At 51.9% G+C, this 16,151-nt stretch carries 17 protein-coding genes and 1 pseudogene; 12 read left to right on the top strand and 6 right to left on the bottom strand.

Going from position 1 to position 16,151, the window contains the following annotated elements:
• Window positions 1–54: 54 nt before the first annotated feature.
• Window positions 55–1,557 carry a helicase HerA-like C-terminal domain-containing protein gene (locus K0335_RS05065; RefSeq protein ID WP_015953757.1) on the top strand — a complete coding sequence of 501 codons (1,503 nt, stop codon included), beginning with the start codon at window positions 55–57 and terminating at the stop codon, window positions 1,555–1,557.
• A 106-nt stretch (window positions 1,558–1,663) separates the two neighbouring features.
• On the opposite strand, the gene K0335_RS05060 is transcribed toward K0335_RS05065, so the two are convergent.
• Both K0335_RS05060 and K0335_RS05055 read right to left on the bottom strand, forming a co-directional pair.
• On the bottom strand, window positions 1,664–2,704 hold the full coding sequence (locus tag K0335_RS05060; RefSeq protein WP_000147641.1) for a permease: 1,041 nt from the start codon (window positions 2,702–2,704) through the stop codon (window positions 1,664–1,666).
• Between the two features lie 72 nt (window positions 2,705–2,776).
• On the bottom strand, window positions 2,777–3,412 hold the full coding sequence (locus K0335_RS05055) for an NAD(P)H-binding protein (protein ID WP_002431333.1): 636 nt from the start codon (window positions 3,410–3,412) through the stop codon (window positions 2,777–2,779).
• A gap of 127 nt (window positions 3,413–3,539) precedes the next feature.
• On the opposite strand from K0335_RS05055, the gene yhbO reads away from it, so the two are divergent.
• Window positions 3,540–4,058: a protein/nucleic acid deglycase gene (gene yhbO, locus K0335_RS05050; RefSeq protein ID WP_000037614.1), complete on the top strand. Its 519-nt coding sequence runs from the start codon at window positions 3,540–3,542 to the stop codon at window positions 4,056–4,058.
• Here yhbO and K0335_RS05045 read toward each other — a convergent pair.
• Window positions 4,038–4,481 (bottom strand): YhbP family protein, encoded by a 444-nt coding sequence (locus tag K0335_RS05045; RefSeq protein WP_000449444.1) that lies wholly within the window; start codon window positions 4,479–4,481, stop codon window positions 4,038–4,040. The two genes, yhbO and K0335_RS05045, sit on opposite strands and share 21 nt — an antisense overlap.
• Window positions 4,482–4,531: 50 nt before the next feature.
• On the opposite strand from K0335_RS05045, the gene yhbQ reads away from it, so the two are divergent.
• On the top strand, window positions 4,532–4,834 hold the full coding sequence (gene yhbQ / locus K0335_RS05040; protein ID WP_000189323.1) for a DNA damage response exodeoxyribonuclease YhbQ: 303 nt from the start codon (window positions 4,532–4,534) through the stop codon (window positions 4,832–4,834).
• On the opposite strand, the gene K0335_RS05035 is transcribed toward yhbQ, so the two are convergent.
• Together K0335_RS05035 and K0335_RS05030 are read right to left on the bottom strand one after the other, a co-directional pair.
• Window positions 4,821–5,324: a GNAT family N-acetyltransferase gene (locus tag K0335_RS05035; protein ID WP_000908554.1), complete on the bottom strand. Its 504-nt coding sequence runs from the start codon at window positions 5,322–5,324 to the stop codon at window positions 4,821–4,823. The two genes, yhbQ and K0335_RS05035, sit on opposite strands and share 14 nt — an antisense overlap.
• Window positions 5,318–5,842, bottom strand: coding sequence for an SCP2 domain-containing protein (locus tag K0335_RS05030; RefSeq protein WP_001295552.1), 525 nt, complete (start codon window positions 5,840–5,842; stop codon window positions 5,318–5,320). Before K0335_RS05030 ends, K0335_RS05035 begins: the two co-directional genes overlap by 7 nt.
• A gap of 208 nt (window positions 5,843–6,050) precedes the next feature.
• Here K0335_RS05030 and K0335_RS05025 point away from each other — a divergent pair, with 208 nt between their 5' ends.
• From K0335_RS05025 to K0335_RS05015, 3 genes are all read left to right on the top strand, one after another.
• The gene (locus tag K0335_RS05025; protein ID WP_000421305.1) at window positions 6,051–7,046 is read left to right on the top strand and encodes a peptidase U32 family protein; all 996 of its coding nucleotides are present in this window, start codon (window positions 6,051–6,053) and stop codon (window positions 7,044–7,046) included.
• An 8-nt stretch (window positions 7,047–7,054) separates the two neighbouring features.
• Window positions 7,055–7,933, top strand: coding sequence for a U32 family peptidase (locus tag K0335_RS05020; protein WP_002432687.1), 879 nt, complete (start codon window positions 7,055–7,057; stop codon window positions 7,931–7,933).
• Window positions 7,934–8,013: 80 nt separating this feature from the next.
• Complete coding sequence (locus K0335_RS05015; RefSeq protein ID WP_000130480.1) at window positions 8,014–9,021, top strand: LLM class flavin-dependent oxidoreductase; 1,008 nt, start codon at window positions 8,014–8,016, stop codon at window positions 9,019–9,021.
• On the opposite strand, the pseudogene K0335_RS05010 reads toward K0335_RS05015, so the two are convergent.
• Window positions 8,999–9,733, bottom strand: a pseudogene (locus tag K0335_RS05010) (murein L,D-transpeptidase family protein). The gene K0335_RS05015 and the pseudogene K0335_RS05010 overlap by 23 nt on opposite strands.
• Window positions 9,734–10,053: 320 nt before the next feature.
• On the opposite strand from K0335_RS05010, the gene citG reads away from it, so the two are divergent.
• The 6 genes from citG to mdcE all read left to right on the top strand — a co-directional run bounded on the left by citG (window position 10,054) and on the right by mdcE (window position 16,136).
• Window positions 10,054–10,941 (top strand): triphosphoribosyl-dephospho-CoA synthase CitG, encoded by an 888-nt coding sequence (gene citG, locus K0335_RS05005; protein WP_000287496.1) that lies wholly within the window; start codon window positions 10,054–10,056, stop codon window positions 10,939–10,941.
• 159 nt (window positions 10,942–11,100) lie between these two features.
• On the top strand, window positions 11,101–12,309 hold the full coding sequence (madB, locus tag K0335_RS05000; RefSeq protein WP_000350963.1) for a Na+-transporting malonate decarboxylase, carboxybiotin decarboxylase subunit: 1,209 nt from the start codon (window positions 11,101–11,103) through the stop codon (window positions 12,307–12,309).
• Window positions 12,310–12,321: 12 nt separating this feature from the next.
• Entirely contained in the window at window positions 12,322–13,989 is a 1,668-nt protein-coding gene (gene mdcA / locus K0335_RS04995; protein ID WP_000910504.1) for a malonate decarboxylase subunit alpha, read from the top strand.
• Window positions 13,990–14,000: 11 nt separating this feature from the next.
• The gene (mdcC, locus tag K0335_RS04990) at window positions 14,001–14,333 is read left to right on the top strand and encodes a malonate decarboxylase acyl carrier protein (RefSeq protein WP_001173717.1); all 333 of its coding nucleotides are present in this window, start codon (window positions 14,001–14,003) and stop codon (window positions 14,331–14,333) included.
• Window positions 14,326–15,255 carry a biotin-independent malonate decarboxylase subunit beta gene (locus tag K0335_RS04985; protein ID WP_001282175.1) on the top strand — a complete coding sequence of 310 codons (930 nt, stop codon included), beginning with the start codon at window positions 14,326–14,328 and terminating at the stop codon, window positions 15,253–15,255. Before mdcC ends, K0335_RS04985 begins: the two co-directional genes overlap by 8 nt.
• Complete coding sequence (mdcE, locus tag K0335_RS04980) at window positions 15,255–16,136, top strand: biotin-independent malonate decarboxylase subunit gamma (protein WP_000429349.1); 882 nt, start codon at window positions 15,255–15,257, stop codon at window positions 16,134–16,136. Before K0335_RS04985 ends, mdcE begins: the two co-directional genes overlap by 1 nt.
• Window positions 16,137–16,151 lie beyond the last annotated feature (15 nt).

The following is a 16,151-nucleotide window of genomic DNA, read 5'->3' as shown; positions in this document are numbered from 1 at the left end:
TGAAGAGTGCGCAGCCGTTGCCTATACTCCAGGCAGGAAACTGGAGGATATCTCATGAGCGAACCCCTGTTAATTGCCCGTACGCCGGACACAGAACTGTTTTTACTGCCGGGAATGGCTAACCGTCACGGGCTGATTACTGGCGCAACGGGGACGGGTAAAACCGTTACGCTGCAAAAACTGGCAGAGTCATTGTCGGAAATCGGTGTTCCGGTGTTTATGGCCGATGTGAAAGGTGATTTAACGGGAGTAGCGGAGGAAGGTACATCTTCGGAAAAACTGCTCGCAAGGCTTAAAAATATCGGCGTCAATGACTGGCAACCACATGCTAATCCGGTGGTGGTGTGGGATATCTTTGGTGAGAAAGGCCATCCGGTGCGGGCGACGCTTTCAGACCTGGGGCCGCTGTTGCTGGCGCGACTGTTGAATCTCAACGATGTGCAATCTGGCGTGCTGGATATCATCTTCCGCATTGCTGATGATCAGGGGCTGTTACTGCTCGACTTTAAAGATTTGCGGGCGATTACCCAGTACATCGGCGATAACGCCAAATCCTTCCAGAATCAGTACGGTAATATCAGTAGCGCATCGGTTGGTGCCATCCAGCGCGGGCTGTTGTCGCTGGAACAACAAGGCGCAGCACACTTTTTTGGCGAGCCGATGTTGGATATCAAAGACTGGATGCGCACCGATGCCAACGGTAAAGGCGTTATTAATATCCTCAGCGCCGAAAAGCTTTATCAGATGCCGAAACTGTATGCAGCCAGCCTGCTGTGGATGCTTTCAGAGTTGTATGAACAATTGCCGGAAGCGGGCGATCTGGAGAAACCAAAACTGGTGTTTTTCTTCGACGAAGCACATCTGCTGTTTAACGATGCGCCACAGGTACTGCTGGATAAGATTGAGCAGGTGATAAGGCTTATTCGCTCAAAAGGCGTGGGCGTCTGGTTCGTTTCGCAAAACCCGTCGGATATCCCGGATAATGTGCTCGGCCAGCTAGGTAATCGCGTTCAACATGCTTTGCGGGCTTTTACGCCCAAAGATCAGAAAGCGGTAAAAGCTGCGGCGCAAACCATGCGGGCCAATCCGGCGTTTGATACCGAAAAGGCGATTCAGGAACTGGGGACCGGCGAGGCGTTAATCTCGTTTCTCGATGCGAAAGGAAGTCCTTCAGTGGTCGAACGGGCGATGGTGATTGCCCCCTGTTCACGAATGGGGCCAGTGACGGAAGATGAGCGTAATGGCCTGATTAATCACTCCCCGGTGTATGGCAAATATGAAGATGAGGTGGACCGCGAGTCCGCCTATGAGATGCTGCAAAAAGGTGTGCAGGCCAGTACCGAGCAGCAAAATAATCCCCCCACGAAAGGGAAAGAGGTCGCGGTGGATGACGGCATTCTTGGTGGATTGAAGGATATTTTGTTTGGCAGCACCGGGCCGCGCGGCGGTAAACGCGACGGCGTGGTACAAACAATGGCGAAAAGCGCCGCCCGCCAGGTGACGAATCAGATTGTGCGTGGGATGTTGGGGAGTTTGCTGGGGGGGAGAAGGCGGTAAGTTTTGTGCAGTTTGCCTTTGCCTGATGCGACGTTTGTCGCATCAGGTCTACAACGACACAACCGTGGGCCGGATAAGGCGCCCGCTCGCGCCGCATCCGCTATATTTAGAACAACAGCGCCAGACTACCGACAATCACACCAGACACCGCCACCATCGCACCCGTCAGCCATAAGGCTTTCGCCGGGAACGCTTTACGCAACATTATCAGCGACGGCAAACTTACAGCAGGAAGCGTCATTAACAATGCCAGCGCCGGAGCGGTTCCCATACCTGTCAGCATCATCGTTTGTACAATCGGAATTTCTGCTGCCGTGGGAATGACAAACAAGCATCCCGCTACCGCCATCGCCACCACCCACATCAGGCTGTTATCGACAGCACCATCGGCATGGGGGAATAACCAGACGCGAGCGGCACCCAACGCCAGTACGGCAAGGATATATACCGGGATCGTACTCCAGAAAAGCGTCCATAGCGCCCTACCCCAGCGGCTAAAGAATCCGCCCTGCACTTCCGGCATGTCAATTTCGACTGGCGCCTGCGTTTGCGGTGTCTCACGTACCCATTTTTGCACCAGTGTCGCAATCAACAACACCATCACCAGCCCCGCCACCAGACGAATCGCGGCAAAGCCCCAGCCAAGGACAAATCCCATGAATACCAGCGTCGCCGGGTTTAACAACGGATTCCCCATCCAGAATGCCAGCGCGCCCCCCATCGATACCTGTTGGCGACGCATCCCCGCCGCGACCGGTGCCGCACAGCAGGTACACATCATACCCGGCAGCGAAAACAGCGTCCCCAGCAGCGTCCCGCGAAAGCGCGATTGCCCCAGCGTGCGTAGCAGCCAGTCACGAGGGATCAGCACCTGAATCAACGACCCGAGGATCACCCCCAGCACCGCCGCTTTCCATACCGCGAGGAAATAGACCATCGCGTAGTCCCACGCAGCTTGCCACGGATTAGCATCCGCCTGCGCAAGGATAGATTTACCGATACTGTGAGTTTCGGCGGCAGTAAAGGCTTTACCGTAGTAAGGTTGCCATTTCACATACCAAAGTCCGGCAATGACAACGAGAAAGAAAAGCGCGGGTTTCCACCACTGAATGGGCGTTGCCGCCTGAGATGAAGACTGACCAGTCATAGCATTCCCCAGGAATAAGTTATGATAATTAAGCGCGTGAATATTACGCTCACTATCAATTCTTGGGAATAATTATTCAGCTCTTTTGCGTAATTCTGAAGAGCTTAAAATAGTCACGCCTTCATGCTCAGGCCGCATCGCTTCTGTCAGCATGACCCGCGCCACGTCTCGCGCATCAATGGATTTCCAGTTTCCAGGCAGTAAACGGAATAGCGGCGCAAAAAGCGTTTCGTTCATCCGCTGCTTGCTGCGATCGCCCAGCAACATCGACGGACGGGCAATGGTCAATTTCGGCCAGTTCTGGGCGATTAATGCTTCTTCCATCTCCCCTTTGACGCGGTTATAGAAAAACGGCGAGTGGGGGTTGGCACCCATAGCACTGACTACCAGCATATGCTGAGCACCCAGTCGCCTCCCGGTTAATGCGGTGTCCACCACCAGCGTGTAATCGGCATGAATAAACGCCTCTTTGCTCCCCGCTTCCCGCCGCGTGGTGCCGAGACAACAAAACACAATGTCGATGGGATCGGTGACCTGCGCCAGTGCGTCGGTCAGTTGCGGGTCATGGGGATTAAACACCCCAGGCATATCGCCCAACGGGCGTCGCGTCGGCGCGGCTATGGCGTTAACTTTCGGTTCATTAATCAACATCCGCAGCAGGTGACCACCCACCAGCCCCGTTGCGCCTGTAATCAGTACCTGACTCATCTTCGCTCCTTTACAGAATTGTCTGCCTTGCGCTCCCCGGCTCATGCACCAGGCTTAATAGTCTACGAGGTAATTATCCCCGATCGTGAGAAATTCGCCTCATCCAATGCAACAACGCGGAGGAAACATGAGTAAGAAGATTGCCGTTTTAATCACTGATGAATTTGAGGATTCAGAATTTACTTCACCCGCAGACGAGTTCCGTAAAGCCGGACACGAAGTGATTACCATTGAAAAACAAGCGGGTAAAACGGTGAAAGGCAAAAAAGGAGAAGCCAGCGTGACTATCGATAAATCCATCGATGAAGTGACGCCAGCAGAATTTGATGCCCTGCTGCTACCAGGCGGTCATTCACCAGATTATCTGCGTGGCGACAACCGTTTTGTCACCTTTACCCGTGATTTTGTGAATAGCGGCAAACCGGTGTTTGCCATTTGCCACGGCCCGCAGCTGCTGATCAGCGCCGATGTGATTCGGGGACGCAAACTGACCGCGGTTAAACCGATTGTGATTGATGTTAAAAACGCGGGTGCGGAATTTTACGATCAGGAAGTCGTGGTCGATAAAGATCAGCTGGTTACCAGTCGGACACCGGACGATTTGCCCGCGTTTAACCGCGAGGCGTTACGCCTGCTCGGTGCCTGAGCTACGTAGCCAAATCATTTTTTTACCAAAGCCCAGCGTGTTGTCAGTGAATTTGATTTCATCGAGCCGGATTTCCCACACCGGGGCCGACAGCATTCTGGCAACCGGAAAGCGGCGATTATACGCCTTGCGTGCGAGGTCGCTTTCCTCACCTTCCAGTCTGCGGATCTCACCTTTAAACTGCACGCCGCGAATTAATGCTACCGTTTTCGGCTGACCGTTTACCGTTCCGGCAACTGCCGCCTGCGGCCCACTCATCTGCGCGTGACGCGTTTTTTCCTCCGTCAAAATGTAGAAGGCAACTTTCTGCGCATCAAAAAGATAAAAGGCATTGGCGCACCACAGTTCCCCTTCCTGCTGCACACACAAGGTGACAACATGTTGTTTTGCCAGCCAACGGCTGATGGCGGTGAGTGTTTCCATTGCTGTTCTCTTTTATACTGTGGGCCTGACCTTAACATGCGACGCAGACGATGACACCCTGGTTTCTTTACTTGATCCGTACCGCCGACAATAAGCTTTATACCGGGATCACCACGGATGTCGAACGCCGCTATCAGCAACATCAAAGCGGCAAAGGCGCAAAAGCACTGCGTGGGAAAGGTGAACTGACGCTGGCATTTTCCGCGCCAGTGGGCGACCGTTCGCTGGCACTACGGGCGGAATATCGCGTTAAACAACTGACCAAACGGCAAAAAGAACGTCTGGTAGCGGAAGGCTCAGGGTTTGCAGAGCTGATAAGCAGCCTGCAAACCCCGGAGATTAAAAGCGATTGAAGTGTTCGTGATACTCAACCAAACCGGTTACGCCATTCAGCGCATCATCCGCTAAACGATGTACCTGGAAGGCGCTTTCAGTGCCCGGCCAGCGGCAACGCAGATCGTGATGTGCCGCCAGTTCAAAGCCGAAACGACTGTACAGCGCCGGATCGCCCAGCGTCACCACTGCGGCATAGCCGAACTCATTAAGCGAATCGAGTCCTTCATAAACCAGTTGGCGTGCCAGCCCCTGTCCACGGTATTTTTCATCTACCGCCAGCGGAGCCATGCCGACCCATTGCAGGTCTTCGCCTTGCACATCTACCGGACTGAATGCCACGTAGCCAATGACCTGACCTTCGTCATCTGTCGCCACCAGCCCCAGCGTCAGAAAGCCATCTTCACGCAGATCGTGAACCAGCTTCGCTTCCGCATCACTTTCGAATGAACGACGCAGCAGGGCATCAATACCCGGCGCATCAATGGGAATTTCTACTCGAATTAGCATGGTTCACCTACCGATGTCTGTTTGGTTTCAGGCGCGGTTTTCATTCCCGCCTCAACAAAATCCGCCAGTTGCAGCAGCATCATACGTAAGGCTTTCGGCATTTGCTCCAGTTCAATGGCGTCCATCAGGTTTTTCACATACAGCCCCAGCTCCGTATCGCCTTCAATCACCAGCCGACGCTGGAAGAAGAGCGTATCCGGATCCTGTTTACGCGCCGCAATCATCAGCAGATCGCTGGCGTCGGCACTAAAACTCACATCAGCTTGCGCGTTCTGGCTAACGACCAGTTTGCCATTCACCACCGAGGTAAACCATTGCAGGTCAATATCACGCACATGAATACTTAACCAGCGGCCTTCAAGAAACTCCAGCTCGCCATCATCCAGCGCCTGACGGAATTGCCAGCTTAAGACCTGCTCAAGAACCTGGCGTTTTAGCGCAAATGGCGTCAGTTTTACCGGTACACTCAACAGAGATGGCCCCAAATGCACAATACGGGAACGCAGTTTATCCAACACGAGTTTTACTCCCTGTTTCAACAATCATCCTATTTTGCCATATCAGAAAAATAACATAGCGGTATAAATCAACAATTCCATATGAAATTGCTGCTACCACCAATACAACTTTAACTGCCTTAAATCAAAAATTGTCGCAGCAAGGTTAACTAAAATCCCAGTTCGTTAACATTTTTGCGCTTTGATAGCGCACCCTTCAGGAAAAATTATGGAGCTGCTCTGCCCTGCCGGAAATCTCCCGGCGCTTAAGGCGGCCATCGAAAACGGCGCAGATGCTGTTTATATCGGGCTAAAAGATGATACCAATGCCCGTCACTTCGCCGGCCTTAACTTTACCGAGAAAAAATTGCAGGAAGCGGTGAGTTTTGTCCATCAACATCGCCGCAAACTTCACATCGCGATTAACACTTTTGCGCATCCGGACGGTTACGCCCGCTGGCAGCGCGCCGTGGATATGGCGGCGCAGCTGGGTGCCGACGCGCTGATCCTCGCCGACCTCGCCATGCTGGAATACGCCGCCGAGCGATACCCGCATATTGAACGCCACGTATCAGTGCAGGCTTCGGCGACCAATGAAGAGGCGATTAACTTTTATCATCGCCATTTTGACGTTGCCCGCGTGGTGCTGCCGCGCGTGTTGTCGATTCATCAGGTGAAACAGCTGGCACGGGTCACACCTGTACCACTGGAAGTCTTTGCTTTCGGCAGCCTATGCATTATGTCGGAAGGTCGTTGCTATCTGTCGTCGTATCTGACGGGTGAGTCGCCCAACACCGTGGGGGCATGTTCTCCGGCCCGTTTCGTGCGCTGGCAACAAACGCCGCAGGGGCTGGAATCCCGCCTGAACGAAGTGCTGATCGACCGTTATCAGGACGGCGAAAACGCAGGTTATCCGACGCTGTGTAAAGGGCGTTATCTGGTGGACGGCGAGCGCTATCATGCGCTGGAAGAACCAACCAGTCTCAATACCCTTGAGCTACTGCCGGAGTTAATGGCAGCGAATATCGCTTCGGTGAAAATTGAAGGCCGCCAGCGTAGCCCTGCGTATGTCAGCCAGGTAGCGAAAGTCTGGCGTCAGGCTATCGACCGTTGTAAGGCCGATCCGCAAAACTTCGTGCCGCAAAGCGCGTGGATGGAGACGCTCGGGTCGATGTCCGAAGGCACGCAAACCACTCTTGGCGCGTATCACCGTAAATGGCAGTGAGAAAAGTAATGAAATATTCCTTAGGGCCGGTGCTGTGGTACTGGCCAAAAGAGACGCTGGAAGATTTTTATCAGCAGGCCGCCGCCAGCAGCGCCGACGTGATTTATCTCGGTGAAGCGGTCTGTAGCAAACGCCGGGCAACCAAAGTTGGCGACTGGCTGGAGATGGCAAAATCGCTCGCCGGAAGTGGCAAGCAGATTGTGCTCTCCACGCTGGCGCTGGTGCAGGCATCCTCCGAACTGGGCGAACTGAAACGCTATGTTGAGAACGGTGAGTTTCTGATTGAAGCCAGCGATCTCGGCGTGGTGAATATGTGCGCTGAACGCAAACTGCCGTTCGTCGCCGGGCACGCGCTGAACTGCTACAACGCGGTGACGCTGAAAATATTGCTTAAACAGGGCATGATGCGCTGGTGTATGCCGGTGGAGCTTTCCCGCGACTGGCTGGTGAATCTGCTTAATCAGTGCGATGAGCTGGGCATTCGCAACCAGTTTGAAGTGGAAGTCTTGAGCTACGGTCATCTGCCGCTGGCCTACTCCGCCCGCTGCTTTACCGCGCGTTCGGAAGACCGCCCGAAAGATGAGTGTGAAACCTGCTGCATTAAGTATCCGAACGGGCGCAACGTGCTGTCGCAGGAAAACCAACAAGTGTTTGTGCTCAATGGCATTCAGACCATGAGCGGCTACGTGTACAACCTCGGTAACGAGCTGGCATCCATGCAGGGGCTGGTTGATGTGGTCCGCCTGTCACCGCAGGGTACTGACACTTTCGCGATGCTCGACGCCTTCCGCGCTAATGAAAATGGCGTTGCACCACTCCCGTTGACGGCAAACAGCGACTGTAACGGCTACTGGAGACGGCTGGCTGGGCTGGAACTGCAAGCCTAAGCAAATAGCTCACTTTGTTAACAACTTTAACTACCCTTTAATGCAGTATTAAAGATTAATCGGTAACAAAGTGAGCTGTTATGACTGATAAAACCACTGCGTTTTCGCTACTCGATCTGGCCCCCATCCCCGAAGGTTCTTCAGCGCGAGAAGCGTTCTCCCACTCTCTCGACCTCGCCCGTCTGGCTGAAAAGCGCGGCTATCATCGCTACTGGCTGGCGGAACACCACAATATGACCGGCATTGCCAGTGCTGCAACATCAGTATTGATTGGCTATCTGGCGGCAAATACCACCACGCTGCATCTGGGGTCCGGCGGCGTGATGTTACCAAACCACTCACCGTTAGTGATTGCCGAACAGTTCGGTACGCTCAATACGCTCTATCCGGGGCGAATTGATTTAGGGCTGGGTCGTGCGCCAGGTAGTGACCAACGGACAATGATGGCACTGCGCCGCCATATGAGCGGCGATATTGATAATTTCCCCCGCGATGTCGCTGAACTGGTGGACTGGTTTGACGCCCGTGATCCCAATCCGCATGTGCGCCCTGTACCGGGCTATGGCGAGAAAATCCCCGTGTGGTTATTAGGCTCCAGCCTTTACAGTGCACAACTGGCGGCGCAGCTTGGTCTGCCGTTCGCGTTTGCCTCACACTTCGCGCCGGCTATGCTGTTCCAGGCGCTGCATCTTTATCGCAGTAACTTCAAACCGTCGGCGCGGCTGGAGAAACCGTACGCGATGGTGTGCATCAATATTATCGCCGCCGACAGCAACCGCGACGCCGAATTCCTGTTTACCTCGATGCAGCAAGCCTTTGTGAAGCTGCGCCGCGGTGAAACCGGGCAACTGCCGCCACCGATTCAAAATATGGATCAGTTCTGGTCACCGTCTGAGCAGTATGGCGTGCAGCAGGCGCTAAGTATGTCGCTGGTGGGTGATAAAGCGAAAGTGCGCCATGGCTTGCAGTCGATCCTGCGCGAAACCGACGCGGATGAGATTATGGTTAACGGGCAGATTTTCGATCACCAGGCGCGCCTGCATTCGTTTGAGCTGGCGATGGATGTTAAGGAAGAGTTACTGGGGTAATTTTATAACGCCGGTTTTCAACAGAAATGATTGGCAATCGGCGATTTTTTTCGAAGTAATCATAGCCGGGCTTCAACATAAGCCAGAAATTATATTCCGGCCATGCCTGCGCCTGGCGCATATTTTCGTCGTTCATCGCAAACGGGAAGATATGCACCGGCACGCTCTTCTGCCCGCTCTTTAGCGCCTGAGCCACCCGTTGATAAATCTCTTCAATACCAGCATCGGTCATGGCATAGCAGCCCGCCGAAACACAATTCCCGTGAACCATTATGAAATCACCGGTATAGCCGTTTGCCCGATCGTAAGCATTCGGATAGCCAATATTAAATGCCAGATGATAGCGGCTGTTTGGGTTAAGTAACCCTTTGTTGGTGGCATAAAAACCTTCCGGGCTTTTACCATCCCCCTGTTTGTGCTTTGGCCCTAAGCCACCAGACCACGCGCATATAGTTCAGGTTTTGTAGAGTTCGTAAGGCTTGTTATTGGCGCTTGCCCACAGTTCCAGCTTATCTTCCGCTTTAAAAATGCGGATAAATAGCTGGTCGCCGGGGTGAATCACCTTTGACGGTTGCACAACCGGAGAATGTGAGACGGGTTTTTCGAGCGGCAGAAAAACGCTTTTTTCGTTCGGGACAGGCCAGAAAAAGTGAACACCCAATGCGATAACAACTGCAAACAACAGTATATACAACAATCCATTACGAAACATTTTCACGCATCCTGCGCCAGAGGTGGGCTATTTTTCGCCATTATAGAGAGACGTTTTACGTCTGTCGCTGATAGTTTGCAGGCTAATGATGTACCTGCTGTTTTACGTCAGGCAAAAGATCAGTGGTTTTCCCATGCCGCATTTTCGTTTTTTTCTAATAACGAAATGTGATCTATCTCGCCTGAATTCGTGACTTTAGCCTTGTTGATTACGCTTAGGGTAATTACGTTACCCGGAGCGTAATTGTTCTGTGATTTCTTCAATGCTACTTTTTGCTCGTGTTATTAATTTTTTAGTATACACAAGCAAAGGAAATAGCCATGTATTCCACTGACAGTAATGCACAATGGATCGGTGAGTGCCTGTTAAAAGCCATATTAATGGAGGTTTGCGCCTGGCCTAAACCAGGACTGGTCACTCCCCTTTCTCAGGGTGCGCATACTGATATGGATATTTGGTTATTTATTACCAGTTCATCTACCATTGCCCCCTGTTTTACCCTTTGTGCTATAGCAGGCGAAAACCATATCGGTGAATTAACAGAATTATTTCCCGTTATCAGGAAAATTGGTATTCAGTATGAAAATAAATTGCTTAACGCTACGCAGCAAATTAATACCCAGCGTGGCATTTTATTTTCTTCTGCTCTTCTTGCCGCTGTCGCTGGTTGGCTTTCTGCCCAAAAGCAGCCTCTGACTTATTGCGCCTTAAGTCAGAACATCAGCACGCTTTGCCAAAATCTCTGTCGCAATGATTTTGCTCAACTCAATCAACGGGCAGCTAAAACGCAAGGCGAAAAACTCTATTCTGAGTTTGGCATTACCGGAATTCGTGGTGAGGCAGAACACGGTTTTCCTCTGGTATGCAACATTGCTCTTCCGGCTTTACATCAGGCATTAGCGCATCAACTGAGTTGGCGCGAGTCGCTTATTCATACTCTGCTGGCGTTGATGGCTTGTTGTGAAGATACCACTGTTTTGTCACGTGGTGGACAAAAGGCACTGAGAGAAATGCAGTCCAGGGCGCAACGACTTGTTGATCAGGGCGGCATGTTACAACCGGATATCGGCAAGAAACTGACTGACTTTAACCAATGGTGTGTGGATAACTGGATAAGCCCCGGCGGTTGTGCCGATTTACTGGCGCTAACTTTGGCTATGTATTTTCTATGCCAGGGTGATAAACACTTAATACAGGAAAATATATGAGTATTTATCTCTATACATTATTTACCTACGGCTTAACCATTCTAATCTCTTTTGCGGTGGTGGGCATTATTGTTGGGGTAAATAAGCTAATGAATAAGTTAAATATTACCGACGACTAATAAACAAATCGCCTTTCTAGCAACACCAGGGATTCATTCTATGGATATTTTCGTTAAGCTTTTTTCGGGGATCGGCACATTTTTTGTTGAAGATCCTAAAATAGCAATTGCTCGTTTATTATTAATAATTCTTGGATTCATTCTGGCATGGATGGGATTTCGCCGGAAACTTGAACCTTTAATTATGGTGCCAATGGGATTAGGCATGATCGCTGTTAATGCTGGTGTTCTGTTTCTTGCTGGCGGGCAAACTGGCACTTTAATCCTTGATCCGATGGTGAGTGATCCCACGGAGCTGGTTAATCTGATGCAGATAAACTTTCTGCAACCGGTTTATAACTTTACATTCAGTAACGGCCTCATTGCCTGTATCGTTTTCTTTGGCATTGGTGCCATGAGTGATATCAGCTTCATTCTGCTACGCCCCTGGGCAAGCATCATTGTTGCTCTGTTCGCCGAAGCAGGAACATTTGCCGCACTGTTACTCGGGATCGAGGTCTTTGGCTTACCCGCCAATGAAGCGGCGTCAATTGCCACCATTGGCGGTGCAGATGGCCCCATGGTGCTGTTTGCCTCGCTGATCCTCGCGCCAAATCTTTTTGTACCAATTGCCATTATTGCCTACCTCTACCTGAGTTTGACCTACGCTGGCTATCCGTATCTGGTGCGTCTGATGGTGCCGAAAAAGTATCGTGGCATGGAAGTGGATATCGACTATCCGACGGTTTCAAAAAAGGCAAAGTTCATCTTTACCATCTGTGCCTGCTTGTTGTTATGCCTGCTATTACCTGTTGCCGCGCCGCTGATCCTCTCTTTCTTCCTCGGTATTGCGATTAAAGAAGCTGAGATCGAGCCGTTCCAGAAACTGCTGGAATCGACAATGACCTATACCGCGACACTGTTTCTTGGGCTGCTGCTCGGTACGCTATGTGAAGCACAGACCATTCTCGATCCTAAAGTAGGCATCATCCTGATCCTCGGTATTGGCGCCCTTGCTATATCTGCAGTCGGCGCGCTACTTGGCGGCTGGTTTATCTGGTTTATCTCCAAAGGTCGCTATAACCCTGCCATTGGTATTGCTGGCGTCTCTTGCCTGCCAACCACAGCCAAAATCGCGCAGAAAGAAGTAAGCCACGAAAACCCCTATGCCGTCATTCTTCCCCTCGCGATGGGAGCGGGTGTCAGCGGGTTGATCGTCTCGGCTATCGCCACGGGGATCTTTATCTCCACGTTATTCCTGCTGAAATAAGGGAGTTATGACATGCTAAAAGAGCACAACTGGCATCAACTCAAAGACGATACGGAGCAGCGGTTGCAGCTAATAAAGCCGTATCTTCGTGAGGGTAAAATTATCGCCGCCAGCGATACCGTTGCCGTAATGGAAGCGATCCTGCGTAGCGGTGACCGGGTAAATATTGAAGGGAATAACCAGAAACAGGCGGATTTTTTAGCGGAATGCTTGTGCAAAGTTGATCCCAAAAAAATCTCCGGTCTGCATATGGTGCAGTCCTCTGTACCCCTTTCGACACACCTTGATCTGTTTGAAAAAGGTATCGCAGAAAAGCTCGATTTTGCCTATGCCGGACCACAAGATGGTCGTCTGGCTAAGCTCATTCAACAGGGCAAAATTAAGCTCGGCGCGATTCATACCTATCTGGAACTGTTCAGCCGCTATTTTGTTGATCTCACTCCTCGCGTGTCGTTCATCACTGCGTTTGAGGCAGATAAAGACGGTAATTTGTATACCGGTTTTAACACGGAAGATACGCCAGTCATCGCCGAGGCAACTCACTTCCGTCAGGGGATCGTCATTGCTCAGGTCAACAAAATTGTCGACAAAGTACCGCGCGTCGATATCCCTGGTGACTGGGTTAATGCCGTGATTGAAGCACCACGCCCTTTCTATGTTGAACCGTTATTCACCCGCGATCCCGCGTTGATCACCGATACCCATGTGTTAATGGCAATGATGGCCCTGAAAGGGATTTATGCCGAGTACGGCGTTGAACGTATCAACCACGGGATCGGTTTTTTCACTGCCGCCATCGAGCTGCTGCTGCCAACTTACGGCGAAGAACTGGGTCTGAAGGGCAAAGTCTGTACCCATATGGTACTCAACCCGCATCCAACCTTAATTCCGGCAATTGAAAGCGGCTGGATTCAGTCTGTGCATTGTTTCGGTGGCGAGTTGGGAATGGAGAAATATGTCGCTGAACGCCCGGATGTGTTCTACATCGGACAGGATGGCACTTTGCGTTCTAACCGCGCCTTCGCCCAGGCTGCCGGACACTATGCGCTGGATATGTTTATCGGCGGCACTCTGCAACTGGATAAATATGGCAACAGCAGTACAGCTACAGCCAGCCGGGTCTCCGGTTTTGGTGGTGCACCAAATATGGGCTGTGATGCTAAAGGTCGCCGTCACACAACCCGTTCATGGCTGAAATGTGGCGAGGAGTTTAATGCCACTCAACAGCAACTCATTGGTGATATGCCACGTGGCAAGCGTCTGGTTGTGCAGATGCAAGAAACCTTCCGCGAGAAACGCCAGCCTGCCTTTGTTGACAAACTCGATGCCTGGCAGCTTGCCGAAAAAGCCGGTCTCGATCTGCCGCCAGTGATGGTTTACGCCGATGACGTCACCCATGTGTTGACCGAAGAAGGTATCGCTTATCTCCATCGTTGTGACGGACTGGAACAGCGGATGGCCGCTATTCGTGCCGTCGCAGGTTATACCGATATTGGTCTGGCAGCCGATCCTGCACAAACCCAGGCATTGCGTGAAAGCGGTATCGTTAAAACACCAGAAGATTTGGGTATTGATCGCCGCCGTGCCACTCGCCAGCTGCTGGCAGCCAAAAGTATCCGCGATTTAGTCGAATGGTCTGGCGGACTCTATAACCCGCCTGCTCGTTTCCGTAACTGGTAAGGGGAAAAGACATGGCTTTACATCAAATATCACACCACTTTAGCGGTAACGGTAAACGTGCTGCGCTACCACAAACCGTACATTGCGGCATCGTTGGTTCAGGAGATCTGGAAGTTTTACTGGAACCTAAAGCACTGGCAGGCGGTATCGATATCAGTATTTGCACGCCCGTGACCGGATTCGATCACATCTGGGAAATTGTACTTACACGCTTCCTGGACAATGGCCCACTTGGAGATATGCAAGTCAGCATCAATGACAACAACGCCACGCCTGCCGTTGTCGCACTCCGTCTGCAGCAAGCGTTACAACAGGCTCTGCCAGGAGAAAACCAACATGAGTGATATGCGTTTTCTGGAAGCCAGTGCGCGTGAACGCGCAGAGGCATTAGTTGATAAAGGCACTTTCCGCGAGCTGATTGGTCCGTCGGCTAAACAGACCAGCCCCCATTTACCCATCCTCGGTGAAGCCGTGGAGTTCGATGACGGTGTCGTGACGGGAATTGGTTTACTCGGGCAACATCCGGCAATTGTTATCTCTCAGGAGGGGCGTTTTATTGGCGGTTCTGTTGGTGAAGTAGGCGGCGCAAAAATGGTCGGCGCGTTAATGCTGGCCGATGAACTGGCAACGCAATCTACTGATCCCGCTTATCGTCCTGTCGTCTTAATTTCCTTTGAAACGGGCGGTGTACGACTGCATGAGGCTAACGCCGGTTTGCTGGCGCACGCCGAGTGCATGGATTTACTGCAAACGCTGCGGAGCAGAGTACCTGTTGTGGCACTGATTGGCAGCAAAATTGGCTGCTTTGGTGGGATGGGATTTGTCGCCGCTGCAACTGACATCATTGTGATGAGTGAGTCAGGACGCCTTGGCCTCACCGGCCCTGAAGTTATCGAACAAGAGATGGGGCGTAGTGAATTCGACGCTTCCGACCGCGCCCTGGTCTTCCGTACCACCGGCGGTAAACATAAGTATATCGTCGGTGATTGTAACTATTTGATTGCCGATACATTAGCGGCCTTCCACCAGCAGGTAACGCAGATCGCTTCCCTTGCCTGGGCAGATATTGAAGCTATGCGGCGTATTGGCAGTGAAGAGAAAGTGCGTAAACAGATGGCACTGACGCAACACATCTGTGATCTGGCGCCAACCGATGCCCGTGATGTCTGGCTGGCAGCAGGGAATGCCACGCCACAATCGCTGGTTGATATGGATTTGGAAACGTTCCTGAGCAATGTCAAACGTTTGAGTGTGGAGGAAGCGTAATGGAAAACTTATTAGGCCAGGGCCGGTTGGCAATAGATCTTATTGTCGATGAAGGCAGTTTTGTGGAAAACGCGCTGACAGACCTGAATCTTCCTTGTGAAGATTACGGCCCCGGAGCTGTGGTCGGTAGTGCGCAGTTGAATGGCGAAATATGCACGGTGATCGCCAATGATGCTATGGCATTTAATCCACGTTTTCCGGTGGTTTATGCCGGAGTCATTGGGCTTGAAGAAGGCTACAAAATGGCTCTGGCCGTTTACCGAACCATGGAGATGGATCGCCTGAAAGATGCTACTGAAAAGCGCCCACTGGTACTGATAGTAGACACTCCGGGGAATGGTCCTGGCAAACTGGAAGAGATCATCGGTATGAACAAAGCCACGGGCGCTTATCAGCTGGCCCTGGCGCAAGCACGTCATGCCGGGCATCCGATCATCGCGATGGTGATTGGTCGTGCCATCAGTGGTGCGTTCCTTTGCCATGGATTACAGGCCGACCACATTCTCAGTTTGACCTCCGAATTTGGCACCATGATCCACGTAATGCCCCTCAGCAGTATTGCCCGTATCACACGTCAGGATGTGGAGCGACTTAGTGAACTTTCACGAAGCAATCCTGTTTTTGCTGCGGGGCCGGAGTTTTTCTGGCAACTGGGTGGCGTTGAAGAACTGCTGAACAGTATTGAGCAAATGAAAGAAGCGGTTGCTCGCCATGTTCACGAAGTGCGCTCTGCCAAACAGACCTTAGGTACGATTGCAACCGGGCCACAAGGGCGAGGGCTCTCTGGTAATCAGCGTGGCGGACGCCAAACGCGCAGTGCGATCCTGGCGCAAATGCGGCACGAGTATCAGGCCATTGCCGAACATTATCAGCCAGCCTGACAGGGGAAACGCACC

It is taken from the genome of Escherichia sp. GZ89, assembly GCF_019366485.1.
Taxonomy (GTDB): domain Bacteria; phylum Pseudomonadota; class Gammaproteobacteria; order Enterobacterales; family Enterobacteriaceae; genus Escherichia; species Escherichia fergusonii.
This window is presented reverse-complemented; position numbering and strand designations above follow the sequence as displayed.